This window comes from Mesorhizobium sp. M0001, from assembly GCF_040324255.1.
Lineage (GTDB): Bacteria > Pseudomonadota > Alphaproteobacteria > Rhizobiales > Rhizobiaceae > Mesorhizobium.
In genome coordinates this window covers 1-17010 of the sequence record NZ_JAMYVS010000030.1, presented here as the reverse complement: position 1 = coordinate 17010, position 17010 = coordinate 1, and the positions used below count along the sequence as shown (strand labels likewise).

Sequence of the window (17010 nt, the reverse complement as noted above, 5' to 3'; positions counted from 1 at the left end):
CGGCCCTGCGCCAAAATCTCCATGCCTTGCGATATCGCTGGCGCGAACCACCACGAAAGCGCAAATTTCAGTCCATGCCAAAGCTATCTTAGCGCCTATGCCCTCGAGGGGGGGGAGATAAGCCCCGCTAAAAATTTGCATCGAATCGATTGCGCAAACGTTTCGATGGCCCTAAGCTCCCTCAAAATCCGCCATCAGAGCGGACGGGAAACGCATAAGGGAGGAGCGCTTGCAGGCGCTGATATGTCTTGCCGACAATGGCTGAAGTGGCGCGGCGCGCCGGCGTGTCGGTGTCGACCGTCTCGCATGTCGTCAACAACACGCGCTTCGTTTCGCTGGAAAAGGCGAGGCTGATCAACGACGCCATCGCCACGATGGGCTATCAGCCCAACGAGCTGGCGCGTTCGCTGAAGGCATCGACCACCAACAGCGTCGGCCTGGCCATCTCGGCGATCTCCAACCCTTATTTCACCGACATCATCTGCGCGGTCGAGGCCGAATGCGCGCGGCTCGGGCTGATGGTGTTTCTGTCGGATACCCAGGAGGATCCCGACCGCGAACTGCAGGTGGTGCGCGCTTTCCATCAGCGCCGCGTCGACGGCGTCATCCTGGCCCCGTCGGGCTCGCCGCAGCGCGCCATCGATTACCTCGCCGACAAGAAGATGCCATGCGTTCTGATCGATCGTTTCGCCGACGAGCGCTTCGATCAGATCGGCGTCGAGAACGAAACGTCGATGCGCGCGCTGATCGACCATGTCGCCTCCTTCGGCCACAAGCGCATCGGCTATATCGCCGGACAGCCGGGCCTGACGACGACGCGCGAGCGCATCGAGGCGTTCCAGGCTTCGCTCGCCGCCAATGGACTTGAAAGCGTGCCGCGCTATCTCTCGGCCGAGAATGTCGACACGGCGGCGGCGACCGCATCCACCCACGCCATCCTGTCGCTGCCGTCGCCACCAACCGCATTGGTCACCGGCAACAACATGACGACGATCGGAGCCGTCCGCGCCATCCGCGAAAAAGGCCTCACCATTCCGGGCGATCTGTCGCTGGCCGGCTTCGACGATTTCGAATGGGCCGATTGTTTCGAGCCGCGCCTGACGCTGGTGGCGCAGCCCTGCACCGAGATCGGCCGCCAGGCGGCAGCGCTGCTCAGTGCCCGTATAGCCGCGACCGCTTCAGCGCCGCGTTCGGTGCGGCTGCAGGCGACGCTGCGGGCGCGCGCCTCCTGCGGAAGGCCGACCCACACGAGGCTAACATGAGCGCGCCGCTGCTGATAATGACCGGCGCCGTCAAACGCTTCGGCGGCGTGCAGGCGCTGCGCGGCGTCGACTTCGACCTCAAGGCGGGCGAAATCCACGCGCTGCTCGGCGAAAACGGCGCCGGCAAGTCGACGCTGATGAACCTTCTGTCGGGCGTCTACACGCCGGACGAAGGCACGATCGAGATCGACGGCAAACCGGTGCGCTTCAACAACCCGCGCGAGGCGCAAGCGGCAGGCATCGCCACCATTTTCCAGGAGCTCGACCTGGTGCCGTCGCTCGATGTCGCCGCCAACCTGTTCCTCGGCCGCGAATTGATGCGTCCGGGCGGCTTCCTCGACGTGCCGGCAATGCGCCGCGAGGCCAAGAAGCGGCTGGAAGCCATCGAGATCGCAATCGATCCGGCCGCCATGGTGGCGGACCTGTCGATCGGCCAGCGCCAGGTGGTGGCGATCGTCAAGGCGCTGTCCTACGCCTCGCGCGTGCTGATCATGGACGAGCCGACGGCCGCACTTACCGTCGGCGAAGTCGAGCGGCTGTTCGACATCATGAGAAAACTCGCAGCCACCGGCGTCGGCATCGTCTATATCTCGCATCGGCTGGAGGAAGTGCCAGGGATTGCCGACCGGGTGACGGTGATGCGCGACGGCCGCGTCGCCGGCATCACCGAGCCGCACGCGCCGCAGGCGGAGCTGGTCAGGCTGCTGGTCGGACGTCCCCTGGACGAGCTCTATCCGCAACGCGCCAAGGCCGCGGGCAAGCCGCTGCTCAGCCTGAGGAACGCCAGCTTCAAGCTCGCCCGCGACAGCGCCGGCTGGCAGGCGCCGCAAGGTGTTTCGCTCGATGTCCATGAAGGCGAGATCGTCGGCCTGGCCGGCATTATGGGGGCAGGGCGCACCGAACTGTTGTCCGCGCTCTACGGCACCGGCCTGTCCGGCCGCTGGGAGGGCGAGGTCGCTGTCGGCGGCAAGCCGGTGAAACTGGATTCGATCAGTGCTGCCCGCCACGCCGGCATCGCCTTCGTCACCGACGACCGCCGGGGCTCGGGCCTGATGTTGCGCATGGCGGTTGGCCTCAACCTGGTGATGTCGGTCATATCCCGAATCTCGCCGAACTGGCTGGTCTCGCCGCGCCGCCAGGCCGAGGCGGTGAAGGAATCCTTCGGTCAGTTCGATATCCGCCCGAAGAACCCTGATATCGCCGTCGGCGCGCTGTCGGGCGGCAACCAGCAGAAGGTGGTGCTGGCCAAGGAAATCCTCGGCAACCCCAGGCTGCTTCTGCTCGACGAGCCGACCCGCGGCGTCGATGTCGGCGCCAAGGGCGAGATCTACCAGCGGCTCAGGGCACTCGCGGCGCAAGGGCTGGGCATTCTGGTGGCGTCAAGCGAGATGCCTGAACTGATCGGTCTGTGCGACCGCATCGTGGTGCTGCGCCAGGGGCGCAATGTGGCGGAATTCATTGGCGGCGTCGACGAGCACACGGTGCTGGCCGCGGCTAACGGCAGGGAGGCCTGATGTCTCAGGACAACAACCCAGTGGCAGCGAGCCCGGTGATGGCGGCGCCTCAAAAGCATCGCGACCCGCTGGCGCTCATCGTGCGCTTCCAGAGCCTGATCGGCCTGGTGCTGGTGGCGATCGGCGGCATCATCTTCTCGCCGCGCCGCCACGGCGAAATCCTGTTCCTCAACCCCGACAACATCGCCAACATCGTGCGCGCCGTGTCGGAGACCGGCATCATCGCCATCGGCATGACCTTCGTCATCATCACCGCCGGCATCGACCTGTCGGTCGGCGCGGTGCTTGGCCTGTCCAGCGTCGTCACCGCCTCGATGATGATCTCCGGCGGCTTCGGCCTGATCCCCACCATCCTCGCCGTGCTCGCTTTGGGCATCGTCTTCGGCGCCATCCAGGGCACCATCTCGACCCGTTTCCGGCTGGAGCCGTTCATCGTCACGCTGGCCGGCCTGCAGGCCGCGCGCGGCCTGGCGCTGGTCGTCTCCGGCAATCAGTACATCAACATTTCCTATGGCGAAGGGCCGGGCCTGGCGCCGCCGGTGTTCGCCGTGCTGGGCGAGCGGCTGTTCAACAACACCGTGCCGGTGGCGACGCTTGTGTTCGTCGTCTTTGCCGCGATCGCCACCATCGTGCTCAACACCACGCGCTTTGGCCGCTATGTCTTTGCCGTCGGCGGCAATGAGCGCGCCGCGCGCATATCCGGCGTGCCGGTGTCGATGGTGAAGATCTCGGTCTACGCCATCACCGGCTTTGCCGCCGCCCTTGCCGGCATCGTCCATGCCGGCCAGTTCAATTTCGGCAGCGCCAATGACGGCATGGGCTATGAGCTGACGGCCATAGCCGCCGTGGTCATCGGCGGCACCAGCCTGTTCGGCGGCGCCGGCTCGATGGTCGGCACCGTTGCCGGCACTATCATGCTGGGCGCACTCGCCAACATCCTGCAGCTCAACAACATCACGCCCGCCATGCAGCTGCTCGCGACCGCCGCGATCATCGTTTTGGCGGCAGTGCTTCAGTCCCTCGTTCGCCGCCGCGAGGGGTTGGGTCGTTAGTGCATGTCGCGCAAAAGGTTTTGCGATGACGACATGCACAAACAAACAAGGAGGAGACGGCAACACGTGAACGTCAAACCAAGGTCTGGCCCCCCGGCCGGACGAGGAGGAGAGTGAGTTATGAAAACGACACTAAGAGGATCGACCCTCAAGGCCGTGCTGCTGGCAGGCGCCGGCCTGTGCATTGCAGGCTCCGCTTACGCCGCCGAGCCGCTGGTGAAAGCCTGCGCCAAGGACGGCCAGTTCGTCATCGGCTTTTCGCAGGCCAACAATGCCGAGCCCTACCGCCAGCACGTCAATGACGAGCTGGAGGCGGCGGCCAAGGAAGTGCCCGGCTTCACGCTGCAGATTGCCGACGGCGCCGGCAACGTCAACACGCAGACCTCGCAGGTCGACAATTTCATCACCCAGAAGGTCGACATCCTGTTGATCTCGCCCTTCGAGGCAGCACCGCTGACGCCGGCGGTGAAGCGCGCCATGGATGCCGGCATCCCGGTCATCGAGCTCGACCGCAAGACGGTCGGCGACCCCGGCAAGGACTACACCGCCTTCATCGGCGGCGACAATTTCAAGATCGCCGAGGAAGCCGGAAAGTACACCGCCAAGACGCTGCTGCCCGATGGCGGCGAGGCGGCGGTGCTCCAAGGCCTGCCGAGCTCGACGCCGGCCGTGGAGCGCCTCAACGGCTTCAAGGAAGGCGTCAAGGGCAACCCGAAGGTCCAGATCGTCGCCGAGCAGGCCGCCGACTGGGTGCCGGACAAAGCGCAGGTCGCCTTCGCCGCCATGCTGCAGGCGCACCCCGACATCAAGGTGCTCTACGCCTCCAACGACATGATGGCCGCCGGCGCGCTGCTCGCCGCCAAGGGGGCGGGCAAGGACGTCAAGATCATCGGCACAGACGGCCTGCCTGGCCCGGCCGGCGGCATCGAGGCGGTCGCCAAGGGCGACTGGGTCGCAACCTTCACCTACCCGACCGGCGCCAAGGAAGCGATCGAGATGTCGAAAAAGATCCTGCTCGATTGCGCGACCTCAGTGGAGCCGACGGTGACGGTGGAGACCACCGCGATCACGGCGGACAATGCCAAGCAGCTGATGGGGAAGTAGGCCCATCTGGCTAGTTTTGAGGCGGCGAGACCCCGTAAAGGGGCCTTGTTGCATTGCGGCCAATAATCGTGAATGGCGCGTTTCGCGCCTCATTGTCGCCATTCATCGATCCCGTTGTTAATCCTGAAAGCGGCCGTTCGCTGAAGGGCAGTCCAGCCCAATGCGAACGGCCGGTCCGTGGGTTAAAGTGGTCACTAAGAACGATAGTGCGTGGCGCATCGCCGCGGGCATGCCTAGATCAGAAATCTCGCGCGGAAACACGCATTCTCTCGTTTCCAGTTTGACTTATCCGCGATAGGATCACGGGTGTGTGCCAGCAGGGCAGCGCCGATGTGACCTTTTTCGAGTTTGAGCGATTGCAGTTAGAATGAAGAACGAAAGCGTCGTCCAAAAGATTTGGGCTCTGTGCCACATCCTTCGTGGAGATGGAATTAGCTATCATCAATATGTATCCGAACTAACCTACCTCCTCTTCCTTAAGATTGCAGAAGAAAATGAGATTGAGCAACTTCTTCCTAAAAATTATCGTTGGCAGGATCTTGTCAATCACCCAAGGGAAGGACTGTTAGGCTTCTATCAAGAAATGTTAACTCATCTCGGGGTTAGCGCTGAGAGTGAGGTCATCCGGTCAATTTACGCCTTTCCAACTACTGTTTTCTCTCACTCGGAGAATCTCCATGCCGTCGTTGACGGGATTGCGAAAATCGCCTGGCACGACGTTGGTGGTGACCGGTTTGGTGAGATATACGAAGGACTAATCGAGAAAAGCTCTCAGGATGTTCGATCTGGTGCAGGGCAGTATTTTACTCCGCGTGCGCTCGTAAGTTCTATGGTCAGGGTATCGAAGCCGGGTTTGGGTGACCGGATCCAAGATCCAGCTGTCGGGAGCGGCGGGTTTCTGATCTCCGCGGACCGTTTCATTCGCTCAAATTGCTCGGAACAATCCTATCGGGAAAATCCTCCGAAATATCAGGGGGTCGAGATTGAAAAAAATACCCGCAGAATATGTTTGATGAACACGTTCCTGAACGGTCTGGATGCTGAAATCATACACGGAGACGCGTTGACTGACGACGGTCGCGGGTTGGGCGCGGCAAGCCTGGTGCTGGCGAACCCACCGTTTGGGAGCAAGGCAGGAAGCCGGCGGGCACTACGAGCGGATTTCCCCTACCGTAATACGAACAAGCAGCTGGCATTTCTTCAGCATATCTATCTGACCCTCAACGATGGTGGTCGGGCCGCGGTCGTGCTTCCCGACAATGTGTTGTTCGAAGATGGGGCCGGCAGGTCGGTGCGCCAGGACCTGATGGCTAGGTGTAGCTTGCACACGATCCTCCGGCTTCCCAAAGGCATCTTTCCTGGAGCGGGGGTCAAGACCAACGTGCTCTTTTTCCGCAAGCAGGCCGGAGTGGCGACTGATGGTGTCTGGTTCTATGACCTGCGCACCAACATGCCGGCCTTTGGCAAAACAAATACGCTGACCGACTCCCATTTCGAAGAATTCGAGCACCTGTACGGAGCAGATACTGGAGGTGCCGCACAGCGCCAGGAACAAGGCGAGAGTGGCAGATGGCGCAGGCTTTCGCGGGACGCGATTGAGGAGCGCGGTGACAATCTCAACTGGCTGTGGCTCCGTGACGAGAGCAGTGGTCAAGATGACGAAATGCAAGATCCCAATGAAATCCTCGTCGCAATAATCGGCCACTTGCGTTCAGCGCTGGGCGAGATCGATGCCCTGAGCTCGGAGGTCGAAGCAGAAGACCTTCAGCTTAAGCACGTTTCATGAGTATGCCTTACCGAGTCATGTCTGATGACCCAAGTTTCCAGCGTTTTGTGCGTGCAGCTGTTCCGCGCGGGATAGTGATAGCCAGAATTCCTTGCAGGGGCACGTTGAGGCGGGAACCCTGGCGCCATGAATGAGCTTCCAGTCGGATGGGCTCGAGCGAGGCTGGGCGACATTGGCGTTTTGCATGCAGGACAGTCACCGAGCGCGGACACAGTCAACCAAGAGGGGCGGGGAACCAACTATGTGACCGGACCTGAGCAGTGGGATGGTAGCGCTTTCCACAAGCCGAAATGGACCACCGATCCCAGGCGGGTCGTTCCCGAAGGCTGCATCTTCATCACGGTTAAGGGCGCCGGCGTGGGCAAAACCTTCCCGGGCATTCCCGCCGCGATCGGGCGAGATATCTATGCCTATCAACCCAGCGCTGAACTAGACTTTCAATTCATTCTGAGGACGATCGCGTACCGTGCAGTAGAGATCATCGAGAACGCCCACGGCGACATCCCGGGACTCTCAAAGCACCATATCGAAGGCTATTCGGCCGCCATCCCGCCAGTGTCCGAGCAGCGCCGGATTGTGGTGCGGCTCGATGAACTGAGCGCGCGCGTTGATCTCTCGCGCAGCGAACTGCAAAAGATTTCACCGTTGGCCGAGCATTACAAGCTCAGCCTCCTGCGGTCAGCTTTCCGGGGCGAACTTACGGCAGGTTTTCGCAAGCAGCATGTGCTCGAACCGGTGGAGCAGCTTCTCGCGAGAATTGAAGAGCCCGAGCAGGCGCGTGGCGGGCGCCAGGCGACGAATGAAATCATCGAAGGCAGAGGTGGTATCTCGGTCAATAATCCCGGCACAGCCCTCCCTGCTGGATGGGACTGGGTTCCCCTCCTGCGAGTGGCGCGCCAGGAGACCGGACACACACCAAGTCGTTCCCATCCCGAATGGTGGGGCGGAGATGTGCCATGGATCGGAATTCCTGACGCCAACCGGCATCATGGGAGAACGATCGACGACACAATTCAGAAAATCAACGACGCAGGACTTTCCAATTCTTCCGCGCGACTACTTCCGGCGGGTACGGTCATTCTTTCCCGCACGGCGTCGGTCGGCTATGTCGCGATCATGGGCCGCGAGATGGCCACGAGCCAAGACTTCGCAACCTGGTCCTGCACCGATGCTGTCGATCCGAAATATCTTATGTACGCCTTGCTGTCCGAAGGTGATGACATTCGCAATTTTGGACGAGGAACTACCCACACTACTATATACTTCCCTGAGATCAGGGCCTTCAACATTAAGCTCGCCCCGCTCGAGGAGCAGCGGGAAATCGTACGACAGATCGAGGACGCATTCTCTAGGGTCAGCCACCTCGCTCACGAGGTGGAACGGTCCTTGTGGCTCGTCGATCGAGCGGAGCAGCGCATCCTCGCCAAGGCTTTCACAGGACAGCTGGTCGAACAAAATGTCGGCGACGAACCCGCAGACAAAATGCTGGATCGCATACGAGAGACGAGTACCATCTCCGCGATGGAAGCTCGTCCAACGCGCCCGAAAGCGAACACAGTGAAAACAGATCCAAAGCAGGTACTTTTGACCGATAGCGCCAATTGGCCCGAGAAGGGGCTGGCATTCGAGGCGATCGTCCAACGCGTGGTGTTGCCCTACGGCGCAGTGCGCGATGCCCTCTTCGAGCTTCTGAGCGGCAAAGCTCCCGCGCTGGTGCAGGTGTTCGATAAGGATGAAGGCCGCATGCTCCTTAAGAGGGTGGCGCCATGAGGCTGAGGCTGCTCAAGATAGAGCGATCGGGGACCGGCGGCGGGCTCTTTGATGGCACGGAGGTCTGGTTTGGCCGCGGCAACGACGGCAAGGACGGCGAGCCACTTGCGCCGCTTTGTATGATTGGTCCGAACGGATCCGGTAAATCTCAATTCCTCCAACTGATCGCAGAAATTTTCCAGGCGGCATGGCATGAGCACGCGCCTACGGAGGAGCGGCGCAGCGCTAACGACGCGGTACTCTTTGACCTCGAATACATGATCAAGCCCGCTCAAGGGGGCGACCATGAGACCGTGCGTCTCGTTAGGACGCTGAAGGGCAAGAAGTCGGGACCGATTGAACTTATCCGTGCCGATGGGCAGATCATCAGATCAGAACAGCCGGCGTTCGGTCAGTTTCTGCCGTCTTTGATCGTTGGCTATACGTCCGGAGACAATGAAACCTTGAGCTTACCCTTCCTCGCCAGCAGAAGCGGATACGCTGGCGATGTCGCAACTGCAGCACTCAAAGGGAATGCAAAGGCGATTCCGGATAACAAGTTGATGCTTATCGACTATGGCACCAACCTTGAGGTCCTATTCTCCAATCTCATGCTGGGTTCGACCCACATCAGAAAGGAACTTCTGCGGCACGCCCGCCTGGGCGATCTTGCCTCCTGCCGCTGCATCGTACGCCTTGCGCACTCCGCCGTTCCCAAAATCCCGAAATCCAAGAGGCGCACCTTGGCGCGCAAGGGCATCCAGCTTACCGACGAACTTGAGACCGTTATCGCTCGTCTCCAGCGCACCGCAACCTGCTGGCAGGTTAACGAGAAAACGGAGACTTACACATTCGATTTTCTGATCACGGATGCGACCCGGGAGGCATTCGCCTACTTCTGGGACGAGGCCTTCGCGCTTTACCGGTCTCTGCACAAGCTTGCCCTGCTGAACGATCTAGCCATCCCGCGCACCGCACGACGCCGGTTCGACAAGGCCGTGAAGGAACGGCGATTTGCCTCCAGATTGCCCGAACCGCAGCAAGAGGACATGGTCTTCAGTTTCGAGGAAGTCCGCTTCTGGCCCAAGGGGCATAAGTCGGGCGCCGTTGACTATGTCTCACTCTCAGATGGTGAACATCAGCAAGCGCTGATCCTGGGCACCTATGCCATGATCGCTGACACGAATGCGATTTTCCTGCTCGACGAGCCCGAATCGCATTTTAACCCGAAATGGCGTGTGGAATTCGTTCAACAATTAATGAAGATGGTGGGGAGTCGTGGCAATCAGGAATTCCTGCTCACGACCCATGCGCCGTTTGTCCCTTCGGACATGCCGAGAGATCAGGTCATGATCTTCTCGAGAGATGAAGCATCGGGCAAGTTCACTGTCAAAGATCCTAAAATTGAGACCTTTGGCACGACTTTCGATCGCATTCTAGAAAGCTGTTTCGATATCCGCCCTCCCAATTCGCACATTGCCGAGAAAGAAATTGAGAAACTCTTGAAATCGGATGACATCGAAGAGATAGAAGACGGCTTTAAGGAGCTCGGGCCGTCTATCGGAAAAGCTCTTCTGGCGGATCATCTGCGAAAGCTGAAAAGCCAAGCCTAGAAATGCTGTTTTCCTACCCGATTGAAGCATTGGGCGCCAATTGGCTGAACACCTTGGCTGTTGACGTGATGTTGGCTGGAATGGATGCGATTGACGCTGACGCCGAGCCCGAGGGCTGGCCGGAATGCCTGCCAGAGGGCCGGCGCGAGATGTTAGCGCAACGTACCGGTTTGAGATCAAAGCTTGCGAGTTTCTTGCTGAAGTATTCTGAGCTGCCCGCCCAAGAGCGGCCGCCCGTTCGCGCGGCAATCATGAGACAGACGGCCTTGCCGAACGTTTTCAATGATAACGCCTTTTGCCCGACCATCGATACGCTCCCGCTTTCGATCAGATCGCCTGTGCGCGCGCTGGCAGTTTATCTCTTCGGTCAGCTAGCTAGCATCAAAGAGGGGAATGGCTTCCTTCGGGACAATCAGTATGGCACCATTTACGCTGCTAACATCAGGCAGTGTCCGTTTTGCGGCTTGAATTACTTTCGAGCTCCCGGTGCACCGCGTCATGCACTCGACCATCTGTTGCCGATCTCGATATATCCGTTTGCCGCGGCCGACCTACGCAACCTCCCACCAGCGTGCGACGAATGCAATTCAACGTACAAAGGCAGTACCGACATCCTTATAGGAGGTGGCGGACTGAGGCGCCGCTGCTCAGATCCGTACCTCGGGCCAACCTACCGCATCACGCTAGAGGGGAGCGAATTTTTCATCGGCAATGAGGTTGGGGGCTACACCCTGCCGCGCTGGAATATCAATATTGTGGGCGACGAACTTGATAGAGCTGAAACGTGGAATAGCGTTTATCAAATCAAGATCAGATATTCACGGGACGTTCTTGATGCAGACTTCCTCTCTTGGATTGGCCACTACAGCAAGTGGTTCTTGGTTGAAAAGGGAAGAGATCAAACTGCTGACCAAGTAGCGGCGGAGGTCGCTCGATACATCGAAGGCGTAGTTCAAGACGGGTATGCAGACCGTGCATTTTTAAAGGCGGAAGCCTTCCGACTGGTAGATCGGTCCTGCAAAGATCCGGAGATTGGCGAAGACGTCAGGCAGTGGCTTTGGAGTTTCGTCGAGTATTCTAATTAGAATGCGACGTTCAACTCTCGTCCTGCTCCTGTTAGGATTTGGCGAGCTGCCAGCCGCTTACCTTGCGTTCAGCTCCACCACGTAAGTCTTCGAAATCCCGTCGGCGCTCGCCGACGATGGACGACTAACCTCGACCGGTTTGGCGCACCCAGCTGCGCGCACGCCAGCCCGCAGCCTCATTCACGGCGTGGTCGTGAACCCGCACTGCTTCTGTTCCATCTCGATCTGCTTGGTGATGCGGATGGCGTTCTGGGCGTAGGCTTCCGTCACCGAGCCGCTGTTGACGGTCTTGTCCTTCAGCGGACTGACGGCGGCGCAGAGGTGGAAGACATGCTCGGTGTCGGACTTGGCGGCGCCGTTTTCCGGCGCGATCCAGTAGACGATATCCTGGCCATTGGGGTGCGCCGCGTCCTTCGTCGCCGCGGCCACCGTGGTGGAGTCGGTGGCGATCGCCTGCGCCTGGGCGGCGACCTCGGGCGAGCAGGCCGTGGTCGGCTGCCCCGCCTTGATCTGTTCCGCGCAGGTGTTCATGTCCTGCGTGTACTGCTCGACCGATGGCGGCTGGTAGCTGACCCCGATCAGCGTCGCCAGCACGGCCAGCACGGCGCCGATACCGCCGGCCACCTTCTTGCTCTTCGGGTCCATGTTCTTGTCGTTGAGGATCAAGACAACCAGCGGCAGGAAGGCAATCAGGGTGATGATCGCGCCGAGCTGGTTCTGGACGAAGAACCGGAATGTGTCGGATTCGCGGGCCGGGTCCTTCCGGTTGGCCGCCTTCCAGAGCAGGCTGCCGGCGATGGCGAAGATCGCGATGCCGACCAGGATGCCGATCAGCAGCGGCAGGTTGCCCTGGTCGAACTTGTGCTTGTAGAGCAGTACGATCCCGGCGATCTCGCCGCCAATGGCGATGACCCACGACAGCACGGCGAACAGGCGCAGCCGCGTGGCCCCGGACTTCTGGCCCTGCGTTGCCTGCCAGTCCTTGGTAACGTCTACGGTCGGCTTGTTGTCGGTCATGACCAATCCCCCGGTATCGACACTTTTGCTGGGCGGCGTCAAAGGCGCCCGGCGCAGCGTCATTGATCGAACGTCGCCTGCCTTGGGGCGAAAGCGCCACGGCAGACCCCATCCTTATTGCGCATGATGGGATTCGTCCATAGCCGAGGCGGCGGACGCCGATGCCGGCGATGGCGCGGAGGAGGGCAGGGCAATCGCATGTGGGGCTGGTGCAATCCCATGCGATTGCCCGGGAAGAGGGAGTCACCCCTTGGTATTCACCAACCGCTCCAGCGCAGCCACGATCAGATCGCAGAATTTCGGGTAGTCGAGCTTCATCGCCACGCTGTGACGGAAGTCGGTCTGCTCGCTCGCCGTACCGCCGAAATGGTGCATCGCGCCCATTTTCTCGAAATTGCAGACCGTCATGCCCTTGGTCCAGCGTCCCGCAAGCTCGACGCGGATATCGGCCTTTTGGACGCGGGCAGTCTGGCGCGGCCTCCTTAGCGACTCTCCCGTTCCCTGAATTGATTTGTATACAAATGTTTCTGGGCGGCATCGGTTTGTGAAGCGCTTCACCGTTGCCGCGCAATCGATCGGTTACAGAGGTGGCGCAAGAGCGGGCCTGAGGCAGCGCTCTGCTGCTGCATGGAGGTAACCGATGTTTGAAAGTCTCAGCAGAATTCGCGCTGCCCTGGCGCGCGCCAGCAAGCACAGGAAGACCGTGCGCGCACTGAATGCGCTGCCGACGGAGATCCAGAAGGACATTGGCTGGACGGAGTCGAGGTCGATCGATGAGATAAGGCTGCCGTTCTAGGGCCGCATCCAGCGTCGCTAATATATCGCTCGCCATCGATTGTTCGGAAGCGTACAGTGCAGCATCGTCGGCCACATCAATGGGCGCTGACGCTTGGGAGCGACCATCGCACTCCTGCCCCGACAGGAGGCATTGGAGCCATGGCGGAGCAACCGAGACAGTCCGGTCTGAGCGCCGAGACGCTCGCGGCCTTGGCGCGGGAAACCGGGGCCTCCGAGCAGCAGATACAAGAGATCGCATCGCTGATCGGCAACGATCGCTCGTCCATCGTGCGCGAAGCGCGCATGGTTGCGGCTGACCGCCCGAAGCGCTGATCCAGGAAAAAGCTGCTGGATTGATCCATGGGGCGTCGCCCCTGATTTGTCGGTTTTGTACGAAGTACAATGGCTGAATCCGAGTCAGCTATCGTCCAATGACCGTTTGCATTTGGGCAGGGCGCCGACGGCTGGGAGATTACATGTGCTCTTGCCCTTGGGGAGAGAGCGATGGACCAGTCGGTCAGCAAGGAGAAAAGCGGCCTCTTGCGCCGCATGAACCCGGCCGACTTCGCACTGCTTGCGCCGCATTTGCACCATCGTGTGCTCGATCTCAAAGCCCCGCTCGAAATGGCGGGCGAGCCGGTCGCCTCGGTCTGCTTCCTGGAAAGCGGCCTGGCCTCGGTGGTGGCGAGGAACCGGCCGGGCCTGGACACCGAGGTCGGCATCATCGGCCACGAAGGCATGTCGGGCTCCGCCTTGGTGATGGGCGCCGACTGGGCGCCCCATGACTGCTACATGCAGATGCCGGGCGAGGCGGTGTGCATCGATTCCGAGCCGTTCAAGGCAGCGTTGCAGAAAAGCCCGACGCTTCGCGCCTTCCTGCTGCGCTATGCCCATTATCTGCACGGCCAGACCAAATCCACGGCGCTGAGCAATGCCCGCGCCAAGCTCGAGGATCGGCTGGCCCGATGGCTCCTGATGTGTGACGACAGGGTGGTCGGCCACCAGATCCAGATCACGCATGAGTTCCTGTCCGTCATGCTCGGCGTCAGGCGTCCGGGCGTCACCATCGGCCTGCAGATCCTGGAAGGGCGCGGCCTGATCCGGTCGCGGCGCGGCGAGATCGTCATTCGCGACCGGGATGGCCTGATTGCCGTCGCCGACGGTTTCTATGGCCAGGCCGAGGCCGAATACGAACGCCTGCTGGGCTGAGCCTGGCACGGGCTGGAAATGGCCGACGCGAATGCCGGTGAAAGCATGTTGCCAGAGCCGCGCCGGCCATTTGCGGCCATCTGGGGAGAGGCCGCCCGGCAAATCTAGCATCGACGCAAAAGCGGGCAACGAACCGCAATCGCTTGGTAAAAAGCGTACAATCGAATTGTGTTGAACCTTGGTCCGGCAAGAGTATGAATCCGCTGTCGTCGACCATTGTATGGGGCGCTGGCGCCTGAGGCTTCGACAGGCTCGCGCGCCCGATGTGAACGGGGAAAACCGAAATGGCAGAACTGCTTTTCGATGTATCCGCCTTCGATTGCGCCATCCTGCGCGCCGCCTTCATCAAATCGGTGATGGAAGACAATGTCCCGGAAAAGCGGTGGCGCGCGCTCGCCGCCTCCCTGGTTCGCGACCTGACCGACCACGAAGACGTCGAGCCGGATCTGCTCGGCTGGATCACGCGCAAGTAGCAATATTCTGACGGTCCGGCGGCTACCCCAGCCACCACCACAGCGCCGCGACCGCCGCAAGCACCGCCCCCACCGACAGCCCCAGCATGATGTAGCTGCCCTTGATGATGTCGCGGATGATCTTCTTCACGCTTTCGCGGTCGTTGAGGTTGGGGAAAGGCTCGTTGGGCAGCGCCATGCCGAGGAAGCCGCAGAGCGGCGCCCAGCCATCGCTGACCTTGAACACCAGAAGCTTCTCCGGCGGCACGGCCGCTATCACCTCCTCGGTATAGGCGTTGTAGCGCGCCACCGCCTTGGCGCGGTCGTCCATCACGCCGGCAAGCGTGCGGCCCCAGATCAGCCTGTGCGACATGTCGCCGAATTTGCGGCCGAACGGCGTCAGCCATTCCAGCACCTTGAACTGCCACAATGTCTCGGTGAAGTGGATGGTGTCGATGGTGCTGTCGTACCAGGCCTCGGCGCCGCGCGGATGCAGCGTCAAAAGCACCTTGGCGTCGGGATAGGCGGCCATCAATTCGCGCCACACGCAGCATCCCGGATTGTCGACCGTCGCCTTGTAGTTGGCAAACACTCTGGTCCAGTCGTGCTGGCTGCCGGGCGGGCTGTTGGCCACCTTGCGCCAGAAGTCGAGATGGCCCTTGTTGGCCTTGTTGAGGATGACTTCCTGCATGTGGTAGCTGGGAAGGCCCAGCCTGTTCAGCGCGGCAAAGGTCGACCATGTGCCGGTGCGGCCGAATCCGGCCCCGATGAGCTCAAGCGCCATTTTATCTCCCCTGGTTGAGACCGCTTTTCTTTTTATGCCGGTCCGCTCGGAATGAGGTTGCATCCGCGCCCCTCGGCGCGCAACAATTTTCCCTGTGCAGGGGTCAAAATGTGTTTGCTTTTTCGTCTGGGCCACGCGGAATGACGGTCTGGCTATTCCCGCGGGTGGGGGAGCCTGATAATAGGTCAGCCAGATTGACCTAAATTCGCATGGCCGGGACGGTCATGCTGGACCAGATGCCGTATCCCGGGAGGTTGGCTCGTGAGTTTGATGGACCTGTTGGCGTCGCGCGCCTCGCGCATGAAGGCGTCGGAAATCCGCGAGCTGCTCAAACTGCTCGACCAGCCCGATATCATCTCCTTTGCCGGCGGCATCCCCGATCCGGCCTTGTTTCCGGCGCAAGCCATCGCCGATGCCTATGCCTCGGTGCTGGGCGGCGCGGAGGCGAGCGCAGCACTTCAGTATCAGGTCTCCGAAGGCTATCTGCCGCTCAGAAAATGGCTGGCGGGCCAGATGGGCAAGCTTGGCATCGCCTGCGACGAGCACAACATCTTCATCACCTCCGGCTCGCAGCAGGCGCTGGATTATCTCGGCAAGCTTTTCCTGTCGCCCGGCGACACAGCACTGGTAACATGGCCGACCTATCTCGGCGCGCTGCAGGCCTTCAACGCCTACGAACCGCGCTACGACCGGCTGACGCCGGACGGCGGCAACATGACGCCTGCCGCCTACCAGGCCGCTGCTGCCGCCTCTACTTTTGCAAAAGAGGGCGGCAAGGTGAAATTTGCCTATCTCGTGCCCGATTTCGCCAACCCGACCGGCGAGACGCTGAACCGCCAGCAGCGCGAGGCGGTGCTCGACCTTGCCGGCGAGCTCGACATTGCCGTCATCGAGGACGCCGCCTATCGCGCGCTGCGCTATGACGGCGAGGGCCAGCCGCCGATCCTGGCGCTCGACTGCGAACGCTCCGGCGGCATCGAAAACGCCCGCACGCTCTATTGCGGCTCGTTCTCAAAGATTCTGTCGCCGGGCATGCGCGTCGGCTGGGTCTGCGCGCCGCGCCGTGTCGTCGAGCGGCTGGTGCTGATGAAGCAGGCGTCGGACCTGCACAGCCCGTCGATCAACCAGCTGGTCATGCACCGCGTCTCCGAGGCCGTGTACGACAGCCAGGTGGAAAAGCTGATCGGCGCCTATCGCCAGCGCCGCGACGGCTTGCTTGCAGCACTCGAAGCGGAAATGCCGGATGGCGTCAGCTGGAGCCGACCGGAAGGCGGCATGTTCGTTTGGCTGACGCTGCCCGAAGGTGCGGACGCCACGGCACTGCTCGCCCGCTCGGTCAAGGAAGCCCGCGTGGCGTTCGTGCCGGGCAACGCATTCTACGCCGACGGTTCGGGACGCAACACGATGCGGATGAGCTTTACGCTCGCAGATGAACGCGCCGTGGGTGAAGGCGTGCCGAGGCTGGCGAAATTGATGAAGAGCTAGGCGCCCTACCTCCCCCTTGTGGGCATAGGCGCTAAGATAGGTATTGCCCTGCGGAATCGGGTGTGATTCTACGCTGCGATGACACACGAATCGCTTGTTGATGACGGCTGGGCCGAGACGA

General features: G+C 61.1%; 16 protein-coding genes. 13 read left to right on the top strand and 3 right to left on the bottom strand.

Going from position 1 to position 17010, the window contains the following annotated elements; all coding sequences use genetic code 11:
• The first annotated feature begins 248 nt into the window (after nt 1–248).
• The 8 genes from NKK50_RS31035 (at nt 249) to NKK50_RS31000 (ending at nt 11165) form a co-directional block, all read left to right on the top strand.
• On the top strand, nt 249–1262 hold the full coding sequence (locus NKK50_RS31035; RefSeq protein ID WP_352544358.1) for a LacI family DNA-binding transcriptional regulator: 1014 nt from the start codon (nt 249–251) through the stop codon (nt 1260–1262).
• The gene (locus NKK50_RS31030; protein ID WP_352544357.1) at nt 1259–2776 is read left to right on the top strand and encodes a sugar ABC transporter ATP-binding protein; all 1518 of its coding nucleotides are present in this window, start codon (nt 1259–1261) and stop codon (nt 2774–2776) included. The genes NKK50_RS31035 and NKK50_RS31030 overlap by 4 nt, the downstream gene beginning before the upstream one ends.
• Entirely contained in the window at nt 2776–3828 is a 1053-nt protein-coding gene (locus NKK50_RS31025) for an ABC transporter permease (RefSeq protein ID WP_023705098.1), read from the top strand. The genes NKK50_RS31030 and NKK50_RS31025 overlap by 1 nt, the downstream gene beginning before the upstream one ends.
• 120 nt (nt 3829–3948) lie before the next feature.
• Nucleotides 3949–4932 (top strand): substrate-binding domain-containing protein, encoded by a 984-nt coding sequence (locus NKK50_RS31020; RefSeq protein WP_352544356.1) that lies wholly within the window; start codon nt 3949–3951, stop codon nt 4930–4932.
• Between the two features lie 367 nt (nt 4933–5299).
• Entirely contained in the window at nt 5300–6718 is a 1419-nt protein-coding gene (locus tag NKK50_RS31015; protein ID WP_352544355.1) for a class I SAM-dependent DNA methyltransferase, read from the top strand.
• A 126-nt stretch (nt 6719–6844) separates the two neighbouring features.
• Nucleotides 6845–8488, top strand: a complete 1644-nt coding sequence (locus NKK50_RS31010) for a restriction endonuclease subunit S (RefSeq protein ID WP_352544354.1) — start codon at nt 6845–6847, stop codon at nt 8486–8488.
• Nucleotides 8485–10080 carry a restriction system-associated AAA family ATPase gene (locus tag NKK50_RS31005; protein ID WP_352544353.1) on the top strand — a complete coding sequence of 532 codons (1596 nt, stop codon included), beginning with the start codon at nt 8485–8487 and terminating at the stop codon, nt 10078–10080. The genes NKK50_RS31010 and NKK50_RS31005 overlap by 4 nt, the downstream gene beginning before the upstream one ends.
• A gap of 2 nt (nt 10081–10082) precedes the next feature.
• Nucleotides 10083–11165 (top strand): hypothetical protein, encoded by a 1083-nt coding sequence (locus tag NKK50_RS31000; RefSeq protein WP_352544352.1) that lies wholly within the window; start codon nt 10083–10085, stop codon nt 11163–11165.
• A gap of 180 nt (nt 11166–11345) precedes the next feature.
• Here NKK50_RS31000 and NKK50_RS30995 read toward each other — a convergent pair whose 3' ends face one another.
• Together NKK50_RS30995 and NKK50_RS30990 are read right to left on the bottom strand one after the other, a co-directional pair.
• The gene (locus NKK50_RS30995) at nt 11346–12182 is read right to left on the bottom strand and encodes an SLC5/6 family protein (protein WP_352544351.1); all 837 of its coding nucleotides are present in this window, start codon (nt 12180–12182) and stop codon (nt 11346–11348) included.
• A 243-nt stretch (nt 12183–12425) separates the two neighbouring features.
• Nucleotides 12426–12740, bottom strand: a complete 315-nt coding sequence (locus NKK50_RS30990; RefSeq protein ID WP_352544350.1) for a hypothetical protein — start codon at nt 12738–12740, stop codon at nt 12426–12428.
• An 82-nt stretch (nt 12741–12822) separates the two neighbouring features.
• Between NKK50_RS30990 and NKK50_RS30985 the strand changes: the two genes are divergently transcribed.
• The 4 genes from NKK50_RS30985 (at nt 12823) to NKK50_RS30970 (ending at nt 14641) form a co-directional block, all read left to right on the top strand.
• A complete protein-coding gene (locus NKK50_RS30985; RefSeq protein ID WP_023671409.1) occupies nt 12823–12978 on the top strand; it encodes a DUF1127 domain-containing protein in 156 nt (51 codons plus the stop codon).
• Between the two features lie 140 nt (nt 12979–13118).
• Nucleotides 13119–13292 (top strand): hypothetical protein, encoded by a 174-nt coding sequence (locus tag NKK50_RS30980; protein WP_023671410.1) that lies wholly within the window; start codon nt 13119–13121, stop codon nt 13290–13292.
• Nucleotides 13293–13463: 171 nt separating this feature from the next.
• Nucleotides 13464–14168, top strand: a complete 705-nt coding sequence (locus NKK50_RS30975) for a Crp/Fnr family transcriptional regulator (protein WP_023685922.1) — start codon at nt 13464–13466, stop codon at nt 14166–14168.
• A 284-nt stretch (nt 14169–14452) separates the two neighbouring features.
• Nucleotides 14453–14641 (top strand): hypothetical protein, encoded by a 189-nt coding sequence (locus tag NKK50_RS30970; RefSeq protein ID WP_023671412.1) that lies wholly within the window; start codon nt 14453–14455, stop codon nt 14639–14641.
• A 22-nt stretch (nt 14642–14663) separates the two neighbouring features.
• Here the strand turns inward: NKK50_RS30970 and NKK50_RS30965 are convergent, their stop codons facing one another.
• The gene (locus NKK50_RS30965; protein ID WP_352544349.1) at nt 14664–15404 is read right to left on the bottom strand and encodes a sulfotransferase family protein; all 741 of its coding nucleotides are present in this window, start codon (nt 15402–15404) and stop codon (nt 14664–14666) included.
• 270 nt (nt 15405–15674) lie between these two features.
• Here NKK50_RS30965 and NKK50_RS30960 point away from each other — a divergent pair, with 270 nt between their 5' ends.
• Nucleotides 15675–16889 carry an aminotransferase-like domain-containing protein gene (locus NKK50_RS30960; RefSeq protein ID WP_352544359.1) on the top strand — a complete coding sequence of 405 codons (1215 nt, stop codon included), beginning with the start codon at nt 15675–15677 and terminating at the stop codon, nt 16887–16889.
• The last annotated feature ends 121 nt before the right edge of the window (nt 16890–17010 follow it).